The organism is Burkholderia sp. B21-005, from assembly GCF_020843965.1.
Taxonomy (GTDB): Bacteria; Pseudomonadota; Gammaproteobacteria; order Burkholderiales; family Burkholderiaceae; genus Burkholderia; species Burkholderia ambifaria.
The window spans coordinates 363,653-382,467 of sequence record NZ_CP086301.1 but is presented as its reverse complement, the minus strand read 5'-3'; the positions used below and the strand labels follow the sequence as shown (position 1 = coordinate 382,467).

At 67.2% G+C, this 18,815-nt stretch carries 25 protein-coding genes; all 25 read right to left on the bottom strand.

Features of this window, described 5'->3' with window-relative positions; translation table 11 throughout:
• Positions 1 to 21: 21 nt before the first annotated feature.
• The 25 genes from tatA to LMA02_RS01675 all read right to left on the bottom strand — a co-directional run bounded on the left by tatA (position 22) and on the right by LMA02_RS01675 (position 18,778).
• Positions 22 to 252: a Sec-independent protein translocase subunit TatA gene (gene tatA / locus LMA02_RS01795; protein ID WP_166722064.1), complete on the bottom strand. Its 231-nt coding sequence runs from the start codon at positions 250 to 252 to the stop codon at positions 22 to 24.
• A gap of 93 nt (positions 253 to 345) precedes the next feature.
• Positions 346 to 711: a histidine triad nucleotide-binding protein gene (locus LMA02_RS01790; protein ID WP_166722065.1), complete on the bottom strand. Its 366-nt coding sequence runs from the start codon at positions 709 to 711 to the stop codon at positions 346 to 348.
• 30 nt (positions 712 to 741) lie between these two features.
• On the bottom strand, positions 742 to 1,134 hold the full coding sequence (locus LMA02_RS01785) for a DUF4870 family protein (protein ID WP_166722066.1): 393 nt from the start codon (positions 1,132 to 1,134) through the stop codon (positions 742 to 744).
• A gap of 71 nt (positions 1,135 to 1,205) precedes the next feature.
• Positions 1,206 to 1,571, bottom strand: a complete 366-nt coding sequence (locus tag LMA02_RS01780) for a phosphoribosyl-ATP diphosphatase (RefSeq protein WP_006751798.1) — start codon at positions 1,569 to 1,571, stop codon at positions 1,206 to 1,208.
• Positions 1,568 to 1,984: a phosphoribosyl-AMP cyclohydrolase gene (gene hisI / locus LMA02_RS01775; RefSeq protein WP_228906625.1), complete on the bottom strand. Its 417-nt coding sequence runs from the start codon at positions 1,982 to 1,984 to the stop codon at positions 1,568 to 1,570. Before hisI ends, LMA02_RS01780 begins: the two co-directional genes overlap by 4 nt.
• Positions 1,984 to 2,757, bottom strand: a complete 774-nt coding sequence (hisF, locus tag LMA02_RS01770; RefSeq protein WP_006751800.1) for an imidazole glycerol phosphate synthase subunit HisF — start codon at positions 2,755 to 2,757, stop codon at positions 1,984 to 1,986. Before hisF ends, hisI begins: the two co-directional genes overlap by 1 nt.
• A 106-nt stretch (positions 2,758 to 2,863) precedes the next feature.
• Positions 2,864 to 3,619, bottom strand: a complete 756-nt coding sequence (hisA, locus tag LMA02_RS01765) for a 1-(5-phosphoribosyl)-5-[(5-phosphoribosylamino)methylideneamino]imidazole-4-carboxamide isomerase (RefSeq protein WP_228906624.1) — start codon at positions 3,617 to 3,619, stop codon at positions 2,864 to 2,866.
• Between the two features lie 163 nt (positions 3,620 to 3,782).
• Positions 3,783 to 4,424 carry an imidazole glycerol phosphate synthase subunit HisH gene (hisH, locus tag LMA02_RS01760; RefSeq protein ID WP_006751802.1) on the bottom strand — a complete coding sequence of 214 codons (642 nt, stop codon included), beginning with the start codon at positions 4,422 to 4,424 and terminating at the stop codon, positions 3,783 to 3,785.
• Positions 4,421 to 5,041: a YchE family NAAT transporter gene (locus LMA02_RS01755; RefSeq protein ID WP_006751803.1), complete on the bottom strand. Its 621-nt coding sequence runs from the start codon at positions 5,039 to 5,041 to the stop codon at positions 4,421 to 4,423. The genes hisH and LMA02_RS01755 overlap by 4 nt, the downstream gene beginning before the upstream one ends.
• 62 nt (positions 5,042 to 5,103) lie before the next feature.
• A complete protein-coding gene (gene hisB / locus LMA02_RS01750; protein ID WP_228906623.1) occupies positions 5,104 to 5,691 on the bottom strand; it encodes an imidazoleglycerol-phosphate dehydratase HisB in 588 nt (195 codons plus the stop codon).
• A gap of 65 nt (positions 5,692 to 5,756) precedes the next feature.
• Positions 5,757 to 6,830 carry a histidinol-phosphate transaminase gene (hisC, locus tag LMA02_RS01745; RefSeq protein WP_175794466.1) on the bottom strand — a complete coding sequence of 358 codons (1,074 nt, stop codon included), beginning with the start codon at positions 6,828 to 6,830 and terminating at the stop codon, positions 5,757 to 5,759.
• 121 nt (positions 6,831 to 6,951) lie between these two features.
• Entirely contained in the window at positions 6,952 to 8,268 is a 1,317-nt protein-coding gene (hisD, locus tag LMA02_RS01740) for a histidinol dehydrogenase (protein ID WP_228906622.1), read from the bottom strand.
• Between the two features lie 24 nt (positions 8,269 to 8,292).
• Positions 8,293 to 8,946 (bottom strand): ATP phosphoribosyltransferase, encoded by a 654-nt coding sequence (hisG, locus tag LMA02_RS01735; protein ID WP_006751807.1) that lies wholly within the window; start codon positions 8,944 to 8,946, stop codon positions 8,293 to 8,295.
• Positions 8,943 to 10,292, bottom strand: coding sequence for a UDP-N-acetylglucosamine 1-carboxyvinyltransferase (murA, locus tag LMA02_RS01730; protein WP_212053350.1), 1,350 nt, complete (start codon positions 10,290 to 10,292; stop codon positions 8,943 to 8,945). The genes hisG and murA overlap by 4 nt, the downstream gene beginning before the upstream one ends.
• A 13-nt stretch (positions 10,293 to 10,305) precedes the next feature.
• Entirely contained in the window at positions 10,306 to 10,545 is a 240-nt protein-coding gene (locus LMA02_RS01725; RefSeq protein WP_006477131.1) for a BolA family protein, read from the bottom strand.
• A gap of 53 nt (positions 10,546 to 10,598) precedes the next feature.
• The gene (locus tag LMA02_RS01720) at positions 10,599 to 11,444 is read right to left on the bottom strand and encodes an ABC transporter permease (RefSeq protein ID WP_228906621.1); all 846 of its coding nucleotides are present in this window, start codon (positions 11,442 to 11,444) and stop codon (positions 10,599 to 10,601) included.
• Entirely contained in the window at positions 11,441 to 12,367 is a 927-nt protein-coding gene (locus LMA02_RS01715; protein WP_228906620.1) for an ABC transporter ATP-binding protein, read from the bottom strand. Before LMA02_RS01715 ends, LMA02_RS01720 begins: the two co-directional genes overlap by 4 nt.
• 192 nt (positions 12,368 to 12,559) lie before the next feature.
• On the bottom strand, positions 12,560 to 12,835 hold the full coding sequence (locus LMA02_RS01710) for an STAS domain-containing protein (RefSeq protein ID WP_006751811.1): 276 nt from the start codon (positions 12,833 to 12,835) through the stop codon (positions 12,560 to 12,562).
• The gene (locus LMA02_RS01705) at positions 12,832 to 13,461 is read right to left on the bottom strand and encodes an MlaC/ttg2D family ABC transporter substrate-binding protein (protein ID WP_228906618.1); all 630 of its coding nucleotides are present in this window, start codon (positions 13,459 to 13,461) and stop codon (positions 12,832 to 12,834) included. Before LMA02_RS01705 ends, LMA02_RS01710 begins: the two co-directional genes overlap by 4 nt.
• A gap of 110 nt (positions 13,462 to 13,571) precedes the next feature.
• The gene (locus LMA02_RS01700) at positions 13,572 to 14,546 is read right to left on the bottom strand and encodes a VacJ family lipoprotein (protein WP_228906617.1); all 975 of its coding nucleotides are present in this window, start codon (positions 14,544 to 14,546) and stop codon (positions 13,572 to 13,574) included.
• A 31-nt stretch (positions 14,547 to 14,577) separates the two neighbouring features.
• Positions 14,578 to 15,147, bottom strand: coding sequence for an outer membrane lipid asymmetry maintenance protein MlaD (gene mlaD / locus LMA02_RS01695; protein ID WP_228906615.1), 570 nt, complete (start codon positions 15,145 to 15,147; stop codon positions 14,578 to 14,580).
• A gap of 24 nt (positions 15,148 to 15,171) precedes the next feature.
• On the bottom strand, positions 15,172 to 15,939 hold the full coding sequence (gene mlaE, locus LMA02_RS01690; RefSeq protein ID WP_011655796.1) for a lipid asymmetry maintenance ABC transporter permease subunit MlaE: 768 nt from the start codon (positions 15,937 to 15,939) through the stop codon (positions 15,172 to 15,174).
• Positions 15,936 to 16,757 (bottom strand): ABC transporter ATP-binding protein, encoded by an 822-nt coding sequence (locus LMA02_RS01685; RefSeq protein WP_228906613.1) that lies wholly within the window; start codon positions 16,755 to 16,757, stop codon positions 15,936 to 15,938. Before LMA02_RS01685 ends, mlaE begins: the two co-directional genes overlap by 4 nt.
• An 84-nt stretch (positions 16,758 to 16,841) precedes the next feature.
• Entirely contained in the window at positions 16,842 to 17,966 is a 1,125-nt protein-coding gene (thiE, locus tag LMA02_RS01680) for a thiamine phosphate synthase (protein ID WP_228906611.1), read from the bottom strand.
• Positions 17,963 to 18,778 (bottom strand): thiazole synthase, encoded by an 816-nt coding sequence (locus LMA02_RS01675; RefSeq protein ID WP_039322226.1) that lies wholly within the window; start codon positions 18,776 to 18,778, stop codon positions 17,963 to 17,965. The genes thiE and LMA02_RS01675 overlap by 4 nt, the downstream gene beginning before the upstream one ends.
• Positions 18,779 to 18,815: the final 37 nt, after the last annotated feature.

Here is an 18,815-nt window from a genome sequence, read left to right as displayed (position 1 = left end):
ATGCCTGTCAGCTTGCCGGCGTTACGCCTTGTTCGAATCGGAACGCGTCGTTTCCTTCGCGTCGACGTCGACCGAGCCCGTGCGCGGCAGTTGCTGCGCATCGGCCGGTGTCTCGCCTTCCTTCATGCCGTCCTTGAAGCCCTTCACGGCGCTGCCGAGGTCGTTGCCGATGTTGCGCAGCTTCTTCGTACCGAAAACCAGCGCGACGATCAGCAGCACGATCAGCCAGTGCCAAATGCTCAATCCACCCATGATGAAACCTCTCCTCAACCATGCCGCGTGGCGGCGCAAATCGCCGGCGGCACGCCGGCTTCGACTATCGATGCGGGGAAACGCCCCGCTACGTCAACCCATCCGCAGCCACGGCCGCGGACCGGCCAGGATATGCGCGTGCAGGTGGTAGACCTCCTGCCCGCCGCCGGGGCCCGTGTTGATCACCGTGCGAAAACCGGTTTCGCCGCCCGTGTAGGCAACGCCGAGCTGGTCGGCCAGACGCGCGACGAGCAGCATCAGCCGGCCGAGCATCGGCGCATCGGCCTCGCTCGCCGCCGACAGCGTCGGCAGGTGCCGGCGCGGAATCACCAGTACGTGCGTCTCGGCCGCCGGGCGGATGTCGCGGAACGCGACGAATTCGTCGTCCTCGTGCACCTTCGCGCTCGGGATCTCGCCCGCCGCGATCTTGCAGAACAGGCAATTCGGATCGTGACTCATGTTGCTCCTGCGAAACGCCCCGCGCGCCGGTCAGAACCAGGCCTGCGGATCGAGCGTCTTGTTGTCGTTCAGGTACAGCCAACCCTTGATGATACGGTACAGCGTCCAGATCCACGTGACAAACATGATCGCGAATCCCACCACCACGAACATCAGCGCGAAGCCGATCACGTACGCGATCAGCGCGCGCCAGAACGTGCGGATCTGCCACTCGAAATGGTCGGCGTACGGCGTGCCGGCCACGTCGCCGCGCTTCACGTAGTTGATGATGATCGCGATGATGCCGGTTACGCCGCCCGTCAGCCAATGAATCGCGTAGAGGCCGTACAGCACGTGCGTCAGCGTGCGCAGGCCGTTCAGCCGCTCGGCGTCCGCTGCGCCCGGCACCGACGGCGTCGGAAACTCGCTCGGCGTATCGGTCATGATGCTACCCCCGTTAGATGACAATTCTTACAGCTTACCGCACTGTTGCCGGCGCGGCAGGCCGCGCGTCGTCACCCGCCGTTTTCCTCGCGCTCGCGGCGCTTGCGCAGCGCCTTTTCCTCGATACCCGACAGCCCTTCGCGGCGCTCGAGCTCGCCGATCACGTCGGCCGGACTCAGGTCGAAATGCGACAGCATCACGAGGCAATGGAACCACAGATCGGCTACTTCGCCGACCAGCGCCGTCGGCGCACCGCCCTGGCGCACGTCCTTCGCGGCCAGCACGACTTCGGTCGCCTCTTCGCCGATCTTCTTCAGCACCGCGTCGTCGCCCTTGTGAAACAGGCGCGATACGTACGATTGATCGGGGTCGCCGCCCTTGCGGCTATCGATCACGGCCGCGAGGCGCAGCAGCGTGTCTTCGGTCGATTGCGTCATTTGTAGATGTGTTCGGGATCTTTCAGCACCGGATCGACCGCGACCCAGTCGCCGCCGTCCACCGTGCCTTCGAATTTCTGGAAGAAGCACGAATGCCGGCCGGTGTGGCATGCGATGCCCGACACCTGCTCGACTTTCAGCAGCACGACGTCCTCGTCGCAGTCGAGCCGTACCTCGTGCACGTGCTGCACGTGGCCCGACTCCTCGCCCTTGAACCACAGGCGCTTGCGCGAGCGCGAATAATAAACCGCCCGCTGCATTTCGATCGTCTTCGCGAGTGCCTCGCGATTCATCCACGCGAACATCAGCACGTCGTTCGTCGACGCTTCCTGCGCGATCACCGGCACGAGGCCGTTGTCGTCCCAGCGGACCTTGTCGAGCCACGCGGGCAGGGCTTTCGTTTCCGTATTCATCACAGCCTCACCGGGATGCCCTGGTCGGACATGAAGCGCTTCGCCTCGCCGACCGTGTGCTCGCCGTAGTGGAAGATACTCGCGGCCAGCACCGCGTCGGCGCGGCCGTCCTTGATGCCGTCGGCCAGGTGCTGCAGCGAGCCGACGCCGCCCGACGCGATCACCGGCACCGGCACCGCGTCCGACACGCCGCGCGTGAGCGCGAGGTCGAAGCCCGACTTCGTGCCGTCGCGGTCCATGCTCGTGAGCAGGATCTCGCCCGCGCCGAGCTCGGCCATCTTGCGCGCCCATTCGATCGCGTCGAGGCCCGTGTTCTTGCGGCCGCCGTGCGTGAACACTTCCCAGCGCGGCGTCTCGCCGTCGGCCGATACGCGCTTCGCGTCGATCGCGACGACGATGCACTGCGAGCCGTACTTGTCGGCCGCGTCGCGCACGAGCTGCGGGTTCGCGACCGCCGACGAATTCATGCTGACCTTGTCCGCGCCCGCGTTCAGCAGGCGCCGCACGTCCTCGACGGCGCGCACGCCGCCGCCGACGGTCAGCGGAATGAACACCTGCGACGCGACGGCTTCGATGATCGGCAGGATCAGGTCGCGCTGGTCGGAGGTCGCGGTAATGTCGAGGAACGTCAGTTCGTCGGCGCCCTGGTCGTCATAGCGGCGGGCGATTTCGACGGGGTCGCCGGCATCGCGCAGCTCGACGAAGTTGACGCCCTTGACGACGCGCCCGGCGGTCACGTCCAGGCAGGGGATGATGCGTTTAGCTAGAGCCATGATGTTGCGCCAAAGGCCGCGATGGGACGGCCGGTTACGGAAGCCTCGCGCGAGGCTTCCGGTCGGGGCCGCCAGCAGGCAGCCCCGGCGAACGGGACAACCGCGCTTACGCGTTGTCGAGTTCGCCGTTCAGTTCGTCCGCGCGCTTTTGCGCGGCCGCGAAATCGAGATCGCCGGAGTAGATCGCACGGCCGCAGATCACGCCTTCGACGCCGTGCTCTTCCACTTCGCACAGGCTATCGATGTCCGCGAGGTTCGACAGGCCGCCGCTGGCGATCACCGGAATGCCGACCGCCTGAGCGAGCTTCACGGTCGCCTCGATGTTGATGCCTTGCAGCATCCCGTCGCGGCCGATGTCGGTGTAGACGATTGATTCGACGCCGTAGTCCTCGAACTTCAGCGCGAGATCGATCACTTCGTGGCCCGTCAGCTTGCTCCAGCCGTCGGTCGCGACCTTGCCGTCCTTCGCATCGAGGCCGACGATGATGTTGCCCGCGAACGCGGTGCACGCATCCCGCAGGAAACCCGGGTCCTTCACGGCCGCCGTGCCGATGATCACGTAGGACAGGCCGGCGTCGAGATACTTCTCGACCGTCTCGAGGCTGCGGATGCCGCCGCCGAGCTGTACGGGGATTTCGTCGCCGACTTCGTCGAGGATCGCTTCGATCGCCTCGAGGTTCTTCGGCTTGCCGGCGAATGCGCCGTTCAGGTCGACCAGATGCAGCCGCCGGGCGCCGAGATCGACCCACTTGCGGGCCATCGCCGCCGGGTCCTCGGAGAAAATCGTGGCCTGGTCCATATCGCCCTGTTTGAGGCGCACACACTGACCGTCTTTGAGATCGATGGCCGGAATCAGCAGCATAGCAATCGGGTGTCGTCGTGGAAGAAGAAAAGAATCCGGCGCGTACCGGCCAATCCGGTACCGCGCCGCCTCGCTAGTTTAGTACAACTCTTTCGGCGCTTTCGCGAGCGCGCTGTGTGCGACAGGCCGTTCCGGCCCGCCGACTGTGGCACGCACGCGACGCTCACGGCTTCCAGTGTACGAAGTTGCGATACAGACGCAACCCGACTTCCGCGCTTTTCTCGGGGTGGAATTGGGTCGCGAAGAGATTGTCCCGCGCGACCGCGGACGTAAACGGCGCGCCGTATGCCGTTTCGCCCACCGTGTGTGCCGGGTTGTCCGGCCTCACGTAATAGCTGTGTACGAAGTAAAAGTATGCGTCGTCGGGCACGCCGTCCCACAGCGGGTGCGGCTGCGACTGGCGCACGCGGTTCCAGCCCATCTGCGGTACCTTGAAGCGCGAGCCGTCATCCTGCAGCCGGCCGTCGAGCTCGAAGCGCACGACCTTGCCGGGCAACAGGCCCAGGCCCTTCGTGTCGCCTTCCGCGCTCCAGTCGAACAGCATCTGCTCGCCGACGCACACGCCGAGCAGCGGCTTCGTGCGCGATGCCTCGATCACCGCCTCCTGCAGCCCCGATTCGCCGAGGCAGCGCATGCAGTCCGGCATCGCGCCCTGGCCGGGCAGCACGACGCGGTCGGCCGCGCGAATCGCGGCCGGCGTGTCGACGATCGCCACGTCGGCGGCCGGTTCGGCCTTCTTGAGCGCCTGCGCGACCGAGCGCAGGTTGCCCATCCCATAATCCACAATCGCAATCGAAGTTTTCATCTCAGTGCAGGCAGTAGCGCCCTCAGTCCATTGACGATGAATTCCACCGCCAGCGCCGACAGCATCAAACCCATCAGCCGCGTGGCGATGTTGATGCCGGTGCGGCCGATCCAGTTCGCGATCGGCTCGGCGAGCCGCATCGCGACGAAACACAGAAAAGCCAGGGCCGCGCCGATCGCGACCAGCCCGGCCCGCTCATACCAGTGATGCGAGTTCGCCGCATAGATGATCACCGTGCTGATCGAGCCGGGGCCCGTGAGCAGCGGAATCGCCAACGGCACGACCGCGATGTTGTCCTTCGACTCGGCTTCGTAGCGCTCCTCCGGCGTCGATCGCGTGTTGCCGATCTGCGCGTTCAGCATGTTGATCGCCATCAGCAGCATGATGATCCCGCCGCCCACTTCGAGCGAGCCGACCGAAATGCCGAAGAAGTCGATGATCTGCTGCCCGAGCAGCGTCGTCACCGTCATCACGCAGAACACCGACACCGACGCGATCCGGATCGTGCGGCGCCGCTCGCCGTCCGTTTGCTGCGCGGTCAGGCTCAGGAAGAACGGCACCGCGCCGACCGGGTTGATCAGCGCCAGCAGCGAAATGAACGATTTGAGCAGATCCATCGCAAGCCGGCGCGCCGCGCCGAAGCCGTGAGGTTGTCCTGGGCGTGGGCCCGTTCGGAAGGTTAGAGGCTGCCCTTCGTCGACGGAATCTGCCCCGCCGCGCGCTCGTCGAGCTCCACCGCCGCACGCAGCGCCCGGCCGAAGGCCTTGAACACCGTTTCGAGCTGATGGTGCGCGTTGATCCCGCGCAGGTTGTCGACATGCAGCGTGACGCCCGCGTGGTTCACGAATCCGCGGAAGAATTCGATCGACAGGTCGACGTCGAACGTACCGATCCGCGCACGCGTGAACGGCACGTGGAATTCGAGACCCGGCCGGCCCGAGAAGTCGATCACGACGCGCGACAGCGCCTCGTCGAGCGGCACGTACGAATGGCCGTAGCGGCGAATGCCCTTCTTGTCGCCGATCGCCTTCGCGACGGCCTGGCCGACCGTGATACCGACGTCCTCGACCGTGTGGTGGTCGTCGATGTGTGTATCGCCATGCGCTTCGACCTCGAGATCGATCAGACCATGTCGCGCGATCTGATCGAGCATATGGTCGAGAAACGGCACGCCGGTGGCCAGCTTCTGCCGGCCCGTACCGTCGAGATCGAGCTTCACACGGATCTGCGTTTCGCTGGTATTGCGAACGACTTCCGCCACACGCATGGCAATTCCTTGAATGAGTCTGATGTAAATGGGGATTGATCGTCGCGCGCCGCCGCGCCCTGGGCTCAACCGGGCAGCGCGAGTTTCAAGGCAGCCAGCAGGCGCGCGTTTTCGTCGGGAGAACCGACGGTCAGCCGCACGCATTCGGCCAGCAACGGATGCATTTTACTCACGTTTTTGATCAGCACCCGCTCGGTGAGCAGCGCATCGAACACGGCCGCCGCGTCCGGCACGCGCACCAGCAGGAAATTGCCGGCGCTCGGGAACACCGTCGCGCCCGGCAGCGCGGCCACGGCCTGCGCGAGGCGCGTGCGTTCCGCACGCAGTTCGGCCGCCTGCGCATCGAGCACGTCGAGGTGGTCGAGCAGGAAATCGGCGCTCGCCTGGGTCAACACGTTGATGTTGTACGGCGGGCGCACCTTGTCGAACTCGGTCAGCCACGCGGGCAGCCCGGCGAGATAACCGAGGCGGATGCCCGCCAGGCCGAGCTTCGACACCGTGCGCATCACGACGACGTTGTCGAACTCGGCGGCGCGCGGCAGCCAAGAGCGCTCCGCGAACGGCTGATACGCCTCGTCGATCACGATCAGGCTGTGTTGCGCGGCCGCGATGATCCGCTCGACGTCGGCTTCGTCGTACAGCGTGCCGGTCGGGTTGTTCGGGTACGCGAGATAGACGAGCGCGGGCCGGTGCTCGGCGATCGCCGCGATCATCGCGTCGGCGTCGAGCGTCAGGTCGTCCTTGAGCGGCACACCGACGAATTCGAGCTGCGCGAACTTCGCGGACAGCTCGTACATCACGAAGCCCGGCACCGGCGCGAGCACCTTCGCGCCCGGCTTCGCGCAGGCCACCGACATCATGCTGATGATTTCGTCCGAGCCGTTGCCGAGCAGCACGTCGCACGCGGCCGGCACGCCCATCGCGCGGCGCAGCTTGTCGAGCAGCGCGCCCGGGCGCGGCGCCGGGTAGCGGTTCAGCGCGACCTGCGCGAGGCGCTCGCCGAGCGCGGCCGCCAGCGGCGCGGGCAGCGAATACGGATTCTCCATCGCGTCGAGCTTCACGAAGCCGCTCGCGTCGGGCACCGGGTAGCTCGTCATCGCGAGCACGTCGCGGCGGATGATGTCTTGGGGCGTCGTCATGGTCTCAAGCCGGCGTGCTTCGCGCCGGCGTCAAATGGTCTCGGCACGGCGGCGGCTGCCGCCCTGCGCGGGGTCTCCTCGTCGACCGCGGCCGGTGCGTCGGCACCGGCTGCGGCGCGTGTCACCCCTTCATCCGGAGCTCGGCGCTGCGCGCGTGCGCCTGCAGCCCTTCGCCGTACGCGAGCTCGGATGCGATCTCGCCCAACGTCTGCGCACCTTCGGCGCTGACTTCGATCAGGCTCGAGCGCTTGATGAAGTCGTACACGCCGAGCGGCGACGAGAAGCGCGCGGTGCGCGACGTCGGCAGCACGTGGTTCGGGCCCGCACAGTAGTCGCCGAGGCTTTCGCTCGTGTAGCGGCCGAGGAAGATCGCGCCGGCATGGCGGATCTGCTGGCCCCATTGCTGCGGCTCCAGCGCGGAAATCTCGAGGTGCTCGGGCGCGATGTCGTTCGCGATCCGGCACGCTTCGGCCATGTCGCGCACCTTGATCAGCGCGCCGCGGCCTTCGAGCGACGCACGGATCACCTCCCGGCGCGGCATCGTCGGCAGCAGCTCGTCGATCGCCTTCTCGACGCGCTCGAGGAACGCGGCGTCCGGGCACAGCAGGATCGACTGCGCGAGCTCGTCGTGTTCGGCCTGCGAGAACAGGTCCATCGCGACCCAGCTCGGATCGGTCGTGCCGTCGCACAGCACGAGGATTTCCGACGGGCCGGCGATCATGTCGATGCCGACCGTGCCGAACACGCGACGCTTCGCCGATGCGACGTACGCATTGCCCGGCCCGCAGATCTTGTCGACCGGCGGCACCGTGGCCGTGCCGTACGCGAGCGCGCCGACCGCCTGCGCGCCGCCGATCGTGAACACGCGATCGACGCCGCCGAGCAGCGCCGCGGCGAGCACGAGCTCGTTCTTCACGCCGTCCGGGGTCGGCACGACCATCACGATCTCGCCGACGCCCGCGACACGCGCGGGAATCGCGTTCATCAGCACCGACGACGGATAGGCGGCCTTGCCGCCCGGCACGTACAGGCCGACGCGGTCGAGCGGCGTGACCTTCTGGCCGAGCACCGTGCCGTCGCTTTCCGTGTACTGCCAGCTATGCGTGCCGCACTCGATCTTCTGCTTCTCGTGGTACGCACGCACGCGTGCGGCGGCCGCTTCCAGCGCCGCGCGCGCCTTCGGCGCGAGGCCGTCGAGCGCCGTCTGCAGCGCGTCCTGCGGCAGTTCGAGCGCGGCGACGCTGCTCGCGTCCAGCCGGTCGAAGCGGTTCGTGTACTCGAGCACCGCGGCGTCGCCGCGCGACTTCACGTCGGCGAGGATCTGCGCGACCGATTGCTCGATCGCTTCGTCCTCGCTCGCCTCGAACGCGAGCACCGCGCGCAGCGCGGCGCCGAAGCCGTCGCTCGTCGAATCGAGTTTGCGGATGGTGATGGCCATGGGAGTTCCGTTACGGTGATGCGCTCAATTGCCATTCTGCGACGCGCGTTCGAACGCGTCGAGAATCGGCTTGAGCGCCGCGCGCTTCAACTTCAGCGCAGCCTGGTTCACGACGAGGCGCGACGAGATCGCCATGATCTCCTCGACCTCGACCAGATTGTTCGCCTTCAGCGTGCCGCCCGAGCTGACGAGGTCGACGATCGCGTCGGCCAGCCCGACCAGCGGCGCCAGCTCCATCGAGCCGTACAGCTTGATCAGGTCGACGTGCACGCCCTTCGCGGCGAAGTGTTCGCGTGCCGTTTCGACGTACTTGGTCGCAACCCGCAGGCGCGCGCCCTGGCGCACCGCGTTCGCGTAGTCGAAGCCGGCCGGCACGGCCACCGACATCCGGCAGCGTGCAATGTTCAGATCGATCGGCTGGTACAGGCCCGAGCCGCCATGCTCGACCAGCACGTCCTTGCCGGCCACGCCGAAATCGGCCGCGCCGTATTCGACATAGGTCGGCACGTCGCTCGCGCGCACGATGATCACGCGCAGGTTCGGATCGGTCGTCGGCAGGATCAGCTTGCGCGACGTTTCCGGATCCTCGGCCACCTGCACGCCGGCGGCCGCCAGCAGCGGCAGGGTTTCCTCGAAAATCCGGCCCTTCGACAGGGCGAGGGTCAGCGGCGCGGTCATGCTTGGCTCCCGGAGAGGCGGCGCACGTTCGCGCCGACGGCGGTCAGTTTGGTTTCCATGCGGTCGTAGCCGCGGTCCAGGTGATAGATGCGGTCGACGAGCGTTTCGCCTTCGGCGCGCAGCCCGGCGATCACGAGACTCGCCGAAGCGCGCAGGTCGGTCGCCATCACGTTCGCGCCGGACAGCTTGTCGACGCCCGTCACGAGCGCCGTGTTGCCGTCGATCGTGATGTTCGCGCCGAGCCGGTTCAGCTCCTGCACGTGCATGAAGCGGTTCTCGAAGATGGTCTCGACGATCTGCGCGGTGCCCGTCGCGACCGAATTGAGGGCCATGAACTGCGCCTGCATGTCGGTCGGGAACGCCGGGTATTCCGACGTGCGGATCGTCACCGCCGACGGGCGGCGGTCCATCCGCACGCGCAGCCAGCTGTCGCCTTCCTCGATCGACACGCCGGCCTCGCGCAGCTTGTCGATCACTGCGTCGAGGATGTGCGGGCGCACGCCCGTCAGCAGCACGTCGCCGCCGGCCGCCGCGACCGCGCACAGGAACGTGCCGGCCTCGATGCGGTCGGGAATCACCGAATGGCGTGCGCCGTGCAGCCGCTCGACGCCCTGGATCACGAGGCGATCGGTGCCGATGCCGGCGATTTTCGCGCCCATCGCGACCAGCAAGTGTGCGAGATCGCTCACTTCCGGCTCGCGCGCCGCGTTCTCGATCACCGTCTCGCCGTCGGCCAGCGTCGCGGCCATCAGCAGGTTTTCCGTCCCCGTCACCGTGATCATGTCGGTCACGATGCGCGCGCCCTTCAGGCGCTTCGCGCGCGCTTCGATGAAGCCGTGCTCGATGCTGATCTCGGCGCCCATCGCCTGCAGGCCCTTGATGTGCTGGTCGACCGGACGCGCGCCGATCGCGCAGCCGCCCGGCAGCGACACCTTCGCCTCGCCGAAGCGCGCGAGCAGCGGCCCGAGCACGAGGATCGACGCGCGCATCGTCTTGACGAGCTCGTACGGCGCGACGAGGTTGTCGACGCGCGACGCGTCGAGCTGCACGCGGCAGCCGTCCGTTTCGCTCTTCACGCCCATCTGGTTCAGCACCTTCAGCGTGGTGCGCACGTCCTTCAGGTTCGGCACGTTGTCGAGCTCGACCGGCTCGGCGCTGAGCAGCCCCGCGCACAGGATCGGCAGCGCGGCATTCTTCGCGCCCGACACGACGATCTCGCCCGAGAGCCGGCGACCGCCTTCGACCACCAGCTTGTCCATCCCGTGTCCCTGCGATTCCCCGTTAGCGGCCGGGTGTGCCGTGGCGACGCTCTGGACGGCGTCGCGCTCGTTGACGGTGACTTGCACTCAGTGGTTCCGGTTATGCGTTCTGCCATTCGGCGGGCGTCAGCGTCTTCATGCTGAGCGCGTGGATTTCCTGTTTCATGCGATCGCCGAGCGCCGCATAGACGAGCTGGTGCCGCTGGATCGGCCGCTTGCCTTCGAAGGCCGCCGACACGATCGTCGCGAAGAAATGCTGGCCGTCGCCTTCGACTTCCAGATGAGTGCAGGCGAGACCGCCGGCGATGTATTGCTTGACCTGTTCGGGAGTCGGCAACATGAGGGGGCTCCTGTCGGCGCGCGCCGCCCGTGGGCGGCCGCTGCCTGTCGATATCAATGACGCAGTTTGTAGCCGGTCGCGAGCAGCCGCATCGCGAAGATCGCGAGCAGCACGAAGAAACCGGTGACGATCGCGAGGCTCGCGAGCGGGTTGATGTCGGACGCGCCGAAGAACCCGTAACGGAAGCCGTCGATCATGTAGAAAAACGGGTTGAGACGCGAGATCTCGCGCCACACGGGCGGCAGCGAGTGCGTCGAATAGAACACGCCGGACAGGAACGTCAGCGGCATGATCAGGAAGTTCTGGAACGCGGCGAGCTGGTCGAACTTCTCGGCCCAGATCCCGGCGATCAGCCCCAGCGTGCCGAGGATCGCCGAGCCGAGCAGCGCGAATGCGATGATGAACAACGGCGCCGCGAAATGCATCGGGATAAACCAGATCGTCACGACGAACACGCCCGCGCCGACCGCGAGGCCGCGCACGACGGACGCGAGCACGTAGGCGCCGAAGATGTCGCGGTACGACAGCGGCGGCAACAGCATGAACACGAGGTTGCCGGTGATCTTCGACTGGATCAGCGATGACGAGCTGTTCGCGAACGCGTTCTGCAGCACGCTCATCATCACGAGGCCGGGCACGAGAAAGCTCACGTACTCGACGCCTGGATACACCTCGACGCGGCCCGACAGCGCGTGGCCGAAGATGGTCAGATACAGCAGCGCCGTCACGATCGGCGCGCACACCGTCTGGAACGACACTTTCCAGAAACGCAGCAGTTCCTTGTAGAACAGCGTGCGAAACCCGCTTCCAGCCACTACGACGGGCTCGGGCGTTTGCCGGGAACGGGGGGGCCGCGCCTCCCCGGGCGAACGCAATTCGCGTGTGGGTTGTTGATTCATGCCAGCCCCTCGATCACCTCGGCCCCGTTCATCACCTGGACGAACACATCTTCGAGGTCGGCCTTGCGGACCTCGATCTCGTCGAACGTGCAGCCCGCCGCGCGACACTGCGCGAGGATGCGTTCGACATCGTCGTAGCTCGTCAGACGCAGCAGGTGCTCGCCCGGCGCGCGCGCGGCCGGATCGGCCTCCAGCCCTCGCAGCTCGGCGGGCAGCGCACCCGAAGCAAGGCGCAGGTACAGCTGCAGCCCCGCGAAGCGGCGCAGCAGCGCGTCGGTGCGGTCGAGCGCGACGACTTCACCGCGACGCAGCATCGCGATGCGGTCGCACAGCGACTCGGCTTCCTCGAGGTAATGGGTGGTCAGGACGATCGTGTGGCCCTCGCGGTTCAGCCGCGAGATGAATTTCCACAGCGTCTGGCGCAGTTCGACGTCGACGCCGGCGGTCGGCTCGTCGAGCACGATCACGGGCGGCCGATGCACGAGCGCCTGCGCGACCAGCACGCGGCGCTTCATCCCGCCCGACAGCGCGCGCATGTTCGCGTCGGCCTTCTCGGTGAGGTCGAGATTGGCCATCACTTCGTCGATCCAGTCGTCGTTGCGGCGCAGCCCGAAATAGCCGGACTGGATCCGCAGCGTCTCGCGAACGGTGAAGAACGGGTCGAACACGAGTTCCTGCGGCACGACGCCGAGCGCGCGGCGCGCACCCCGGAAGTCCTTGACGACGTCGTGGCCGAGCACGGAGATACTGCCTTCATCGGCCCGGGCGAGCCCGGCGAGGATACTGATGAGCGTGGTCTTGCCTGCGCCGTTCGGGCCGAGCAGACCGAAAAACTCGCCTTCCTCGACCGACAGGCTGACGCCCTTGAGCGCCTGAAGCGATTTGTAGCGCTTCTTGACGTGACGGATTTCTATGGCTGACATGACTGTGCGCGACGCAAGGGTCGCGACGCCTATTCTGTGCTTGCTGCGGATGAAAATGGGGGCCGGACGCCGATTGGCTGCCCCGCAAAACGCTTGATTATAGGGCAAACCGGCTGGTGGGGCCGGCGCTGAAGGCGCGCGGCCTGAAGCGTGCGCGCGCCGGCTGGCGCGGCAGGCTTCGATCGGACAGGGTCAATGTCGCCCGGTGCCTTCGATGAGCGCGTCGACGCCGTAGGCGTTCGCGAGGCTGGCGAGCTTCGGGGGGAGATTGAGGATGTCGAGGGTCGCGCCGCGGGCTTTCGCGGCACGTTGCCATGCGAGCAGCACGGCGAGCGCGGACGAGTCGAACTGCGTCAGCGCCGCGCAATCGACGGCGGTGGCGCCCGCGTCGATGCGCGCGAGACCGTCCGCGAGCGCGGACTTCGCGCTCGCGACGGTCAGCGAGGAGCCGGCTGCGAAGCCGCTCACGAAGCTTGCTTGCCCGCGGCAAGTTCCTGGTTGCGCTGCGTCAGGAACTTGATCAGGCCGTCCACGCCGCTTTGCTGGATCTTCTCGTTGAACTGCTGCTGGTACGTCTGGATCAGCCATGCGCCGAGCACGTTCAGGTCATATACCTTCCAGCCGTTGGCCGTCTTGTACAGGCGGTAGTCGATCTGGACCGGTTGACCGTTGTTCATCGCGACCGTCTTCACGACGACGTCGGTGTCGGCAGGATCGGCGCGGAACGGCGGGTACTGGATCTGCTGGTCCGGCTTCAGCTGCGCGAGCGCGCCCGAATACGTGCGGATCAGCAGCAGCTTGAACTGCTCCTGAACCTGCTGCTGCTGCTCGACCGACGCCGCGCGCCAGTTGCGGCCCATCGCGAGCTGCGTGGTACGGCGGAAATCGGTGTACGGCAGGATGTCCTTGTTGACGATCGTGATGATGCGGTTGGTGTCGCCCTGCTTGATCGTCTGCTGCTTGACCTCGTCGAGCACCTGCTGCGTCGCCGTCTTGATCAGCGCCTGCGGGTTCGACTGGTCGACTTGCGCGTGAGCTGCGCTGCCGAACGAGAACAGCGCCGCGAAAACGGGAATCAGGAACAGTTTTTTCATCATAGTGACCTGCATGAAGAGTCGATCCGGAGGTTGGAGCCGGTAGCTTACGCGCAAGTTCGCGAACGCTACCGACTGAATCGTTTCCGGCTGTAACGAATGTAAGTTGATCAGTGCAGCCGGATGCTCGGGAAGCGGAACCCGCCCGGCGACGGCGGCGCCACCTGCATCGCCGGCACGTTCGTTTCGCTGGCCGGGTTCGGCGCTTCGGGCGTGCCCGACGCCGGTGCGGGAACGCCCGCACCCGATGCGCCGGCCGGCGCGGTCGCGCCGCCAACGGCCGCTGCGCCCGCCGTACCGGCCGTACCGGCCGCGCCGGCTGCCGCCGGTGCCGCGCCGTCGTCCGGCAGCTCGTACTTCGGCAGCGCGTCGTTGCTCGACGTCGCGGCGGCCTCGCCGCGCGCGTTGCTGATCAGCATCTGACGGCGTTGCAGGTACGCGTTACGTACGAACGAATACTTGTCGAGCGCCGCGGCATCCAGCACGTCGCCCGCGCCGAGCAGGTTCGCACGCGTGTTGACGAGGTTCACGCCGAACAGGCCCCAGCTCAGGCCGTCCGGCTTCACGTAGGTGAGCGGGTTGCCGACGTAGTCGACGCCGAGGCCTGCCGTGTCGCGCAGCGTGCTCGGGCCGAGCAGCGGCAGCACGAGGTACGGGCCCGACGGCATGCCGTAGCGGCCCATCGTGATCCCGAAGTCGGCCGTGTGCTTCGGCAGTTTCGCGATCGTCGCGACGTCGAACAGGCCGCCGACACCGAACACCGTGTTGATCACGACGCGCATGATGTCGCCGACGCCGTCCGCGATCCGCAGCTGCACGATGTTGTTCGCCGCGATGTAGACGTCGCCGATGTTCGAGAAGAAGTTCGTCACGCTGTCGCGCACCGGCTGCGGCACCACGTACTGGTAGCCCTTCGCGACCGGCTTCAGCGCATACGTGTCGACCGTGTCGTTGAACTTGTACATCGACCGGTTGAAACCTTCGAGCGGATCGCCCTTGGTCGGCGTCTGTACAGTCGCGCAACCGCTCAACGCGGCGACTGCCGCCACTGCGAGCGCGGCGTGCCTGATGCGGATCGTCTGCATGGTCATTCCCTCTTGTCTTTCTCTCGTGTGGTTATTGGGCAGCCGAGCCGGACACCGCGGACGCCGGCACCGCGACCGGTGCGGGCGCGGCCGGTGCTGCCGGTGCTGCCGACGCACCGGAAGCCGGCTTCGCGCCGCCCGCGTCGGCCGCCTTGCTGTACAGGAACTGGCCGATCAGATTCTCGAGCACGATCGCCGACTGCGTCATCGTGATCGTATCGCCCGACTTCAGCATTTCGGTGTCGCCGCCCGGATCGAGGCCGATGTACTGCTCGCCGAGCAGGCCGGACGTCAGGATCTTCGCCGACGAATCCTTCGGGAACGGGTATTGGCCGTCGACGTCGATCGTCACGAGCGCCTGATACGTATTGCTGTCGAAGCCGATCGCCTTCACGCGGCCGACCACGACGCCCGCGCTCTTCACGGCCGCACGCGGCTTCAGCCCGCCGATGTTGTCGAATTTCATCCTCACCGAGTAGGTCGGCTGAAACGACAGCGAGCTCATGTTGCCGACCTTGAGCGCCAGGAACAGCACCGCAAGGAAGCCCACCACCACGAACAGGCCGACCCAGAAGTCGAGAGCAGTCTTTTTCATCGTCATCCCAAAATTTGGCTTGGCTGAGGCTTAGCTGAACATCAGCGCAGTCAGCAGGAAATCGAGGCCGAGTACGGCGAGCGATGCGAATACGACCGTCTTGGTCGTCGCACGCGACACGCCCTCGGGCGTGGGCTTCGCTTCATACCCTTGAAACAGTGCAATGAAGGTCACGGCGAACCCGAACACGATGCTCTTGATCACGCCGTTGCCGACGTCGGCCCACACCTGGACCCCGCCCTGCATCTGCGACCAGAACGCGCCGGGATCGACGCCGATCAGCACGACGCCGACGAAATAACCGCCGAGCACACCGACCGCGTTGAAGATCGCGGCGAGCAGCGGCATCGCGATGATGCCGGCCCACAGGCGCGGCGCGATCACCGTCTTGATCGGGTCGACGGCCATCATCTCGAGCGCGGTGAGCTGCTCGCCGGCCTTCATCAGGCCGATCTCGGCCGTGAGCGACGTGCCCGCGCGGCCCGCGAACAGCAGCGCGGTCACGACCGGGCCGAGCTCGCGCACGAGCGACAGCGCGACCAGCAGGCCGAGCGCCTGCTCGGACCCGTAGCGGTTCAGCGTGTAGTAGCCCTGCAGGCCGAGCACGAAGCCGACGAACAGGCCCGACACGGCAATGATCACGAACGAATAGTTGCCGAGGAAGTGGATCTGCTTCGTGACCAGCCGCGGCCGGCGCAGCAGCGGGAAGAATTCCAGCACGAGGCGCACGAACAGCCGCGTGCCGTAGCCCGCGCGCTCGAGGCCGCCGATGACGTAACGTCCGATCGCGCTGATCATGCGCGCCCTCCGCCGAGCCCGAAATCCGCCGCCAGCGGCGGGCTCGTGTAATGAAATTTGAACGGGCCGTCCGGCGCGCCGTCGATGAACTGCCGCACGCTCGGATCGGTCGACGCGCGCAGCTCGGCGGGCGTACCCTGCGCGAGCACGCCGCCGTTGGCCAGAAAATACACGTAATCGGCGATCGCGAAGGATTCCGGCACATCGTGCGTGACGAGGATCGACGTTGCGCCGAGCGCCTGATTCAGCGTGCGGATCAGATTCGCGGTGATGCCGAGCGAGATCGGATCGAGGCCCGCGAACGGCTCGTCGTACATGATGAGCTGCGGATCGAGCGCGATCGCGCGCGCGAGCGCGATACGGCGCGCCATCCCGCCCGACACCTCGGAGGGCATCAGGTCGCGCGCGCCGCGCAGCCCGACCGCGTTGAGCTTCATCAGCACGAGGTCGCGGATCAGGTCTTCGGGCAGGTCGGTATGTTCGCGCAGCGCGAACGCGACGTTCTCGAACACCGACATGTCGGTGAACAGCGCGCCGAACTGGAACAGCATGCCCATCTTGCGGCGCAGCGCGTACAGGCCGTCGCGCGTCTGCGCGCCGACGTCGGCGCCGTCGAACAGCACCTGGCCACGGCGCGCACGCACCAGGCCGCCGATCAGGCGCAGCACGGTCGTCTTGCCGCAGCCCGACCCGCCCATGACAGCGACGACCTGGCCGCGCCCGAAGCGCAGGTTCAGGTTCGACAGGACGAGGCGGTCGCCATAGCCAAAGTCGACGTCGCGAAGTTCCAGCAGAGTCTCGGTAGGAGTGGGGCTCACGGAGCTGACAGTCCTTTAACGCAGAACGCCGAATTATAGGGCCTGCATTGGAATGATGTCGTGACGCCGTTCCGGGCCCTGCGGTCAATGATTGTCAAATTGTCCGGCAAAACATTGCTGCAACGCAACAATCGCCGCTCGATAATCGATAGCGCCCGTTATCGCACTGACGACCGCGACGCTGCCGACGCCCGTCGCCAGCACGTCAGGCAACGCGTCGAGGCCCACGCCGCCGATCGCGACGAGCGGCGCCCGCGCCCCCGCGAAGCGCGCATAGCGGGCGATCCGCGCGAGTCCCTGCGGCGGCGCCGCAACCGCCTTGGTCGCGGTCGCGTACACGGGACCGAGCGCGAGATAGCTGGGGCGCTCGTGCAACGCCCGCAACATCTCGTAATAACCGTGGCTCGACAGCCCGAGCCGCAGGCCGGCGCGCGCGATCGCGGCCAGATCGGCCGTCTCCAGGTCTTCCTGACCCAGATGTACGCCGTACGCCCCCTCTTCTACCGCGATCTGCCAGTGATCGTTGATGAACACGCGCGCATCGGGATAGCCGCGCCCGGCCGCGACCGCACGCGCGATTTCGCCGCGCAACGCGGCGGGGTCCGCACCTTTCACGCGCAGCTGCACGGTCCGCGCGCCGCAATCGAGCACGCGCTCGACCCATTCGGCGTCGGGGACGACCGGATAGAGGCCGAGTTGCGCGGGGCACGGCGGGAATGCGGGCTCCGGCGCGGCGGCCAGGCCGGCGACGCGCGGAAATCGCGCGGCGTCGACCGGCCACGCATCCGCGCCGCGCGTCTCGTCGCCGTCACGCCACGCCAGCGCGAGCACCAGCGCGTCGATCGGCGCGAAACCGCAATCGAGAAACGCGGCCAGCGCCGCAATCCAGTCGTCGGCGAGCGGATGCGCGGCTTCCAGCGTATGGCGCACGCCCGCGGCATGCAGCGTCGCGCCGTGCTCGTCGAACTCGATCGCGACCGCATCCGGCGCCGCGGGGCGCGATGCGGCCGACGCACGCGCCTGCGCGGCACGGTCGCCGGCCGACACGATCAGCACGTCGCCGTCGACCGGCACGTCGGGCGCCGCGACGCACAGCCGCCACGGCGTCGTGCCGGCCGGCCAGTCGCCCAGGCGGGCGCGAATCCGCTCGGCCGCTTCGGCCAGCTCGTCGGCCGGCGGCCAGAAGGCATCGGCGAAGCGCGCGCTCATGCGCCACCCCCATCCTGGTGCCAGAACGGCATCCCGACGACCGGCGTGCTCGCGTGCGCGGTCTCGCGAGCATCCATCGGCCCGGCGAGGTAGGCCGCGCGGCCGGCCTCGACACCCTGCGCGAACGCGCGCGCCATGATCTCCGGATGCGTGGCCTGCGACACGGCCGTGTTCAGCAGCACGCCGTCGAAGCCCCACTCCATGACCTGGCACGCATGCGACGGCACGCCGAGCCCGGCGTCGACGATCAGCGGCACGTCCGGCAGCCGCTCGCGCAGCACGCGCAGCCCGTACGGGTTCACGACGCCCTTGCCGGTGCCGATCGGCGCGCCCCACGGCATCAGGGCCTCGCAGCCGACGTCAAGCAGGCGCCGGCCGATCACGAGGTCCTCGGTGCAGTACGGCAGCACCTTGAAGCCGTCCTTGACCAGTTGCGCGGCCGCCTCGATCAGGCCGACCGGGTCGGGCTGCAGCGTGTAGTCGTCGCCGATCAGCTCGAGCTTGATCCAGTCGGTGTCGAAGACCTCGCGCGCCATGTGCGCGGTCGTCACCGCCTCGGCGACGGTCTGGCAACCGGCGGTGTTCGGCAGCAGCGGCACCGCGTGACGCTTGAGCAGGTCGAAGAAGCCGGCTTCGGCGGTGCCGCCCGTCATCTGGCGGCGCAGCGCGACCGTCACCATTCCGGGACGCGACGCGGCGATCGAATCGGACAGCGACTGCAGCGACGGATAGCGCGATGTGCCGAGCAGCACGCGGCTTGCGAAGGTTTCGCCGTACAGCGTCAGCGCGTCGGCGGAAGTGAGGGACGTCATGTCGTTTTCCTGGAAGAGCGGGGGCGAACCGGCGGCG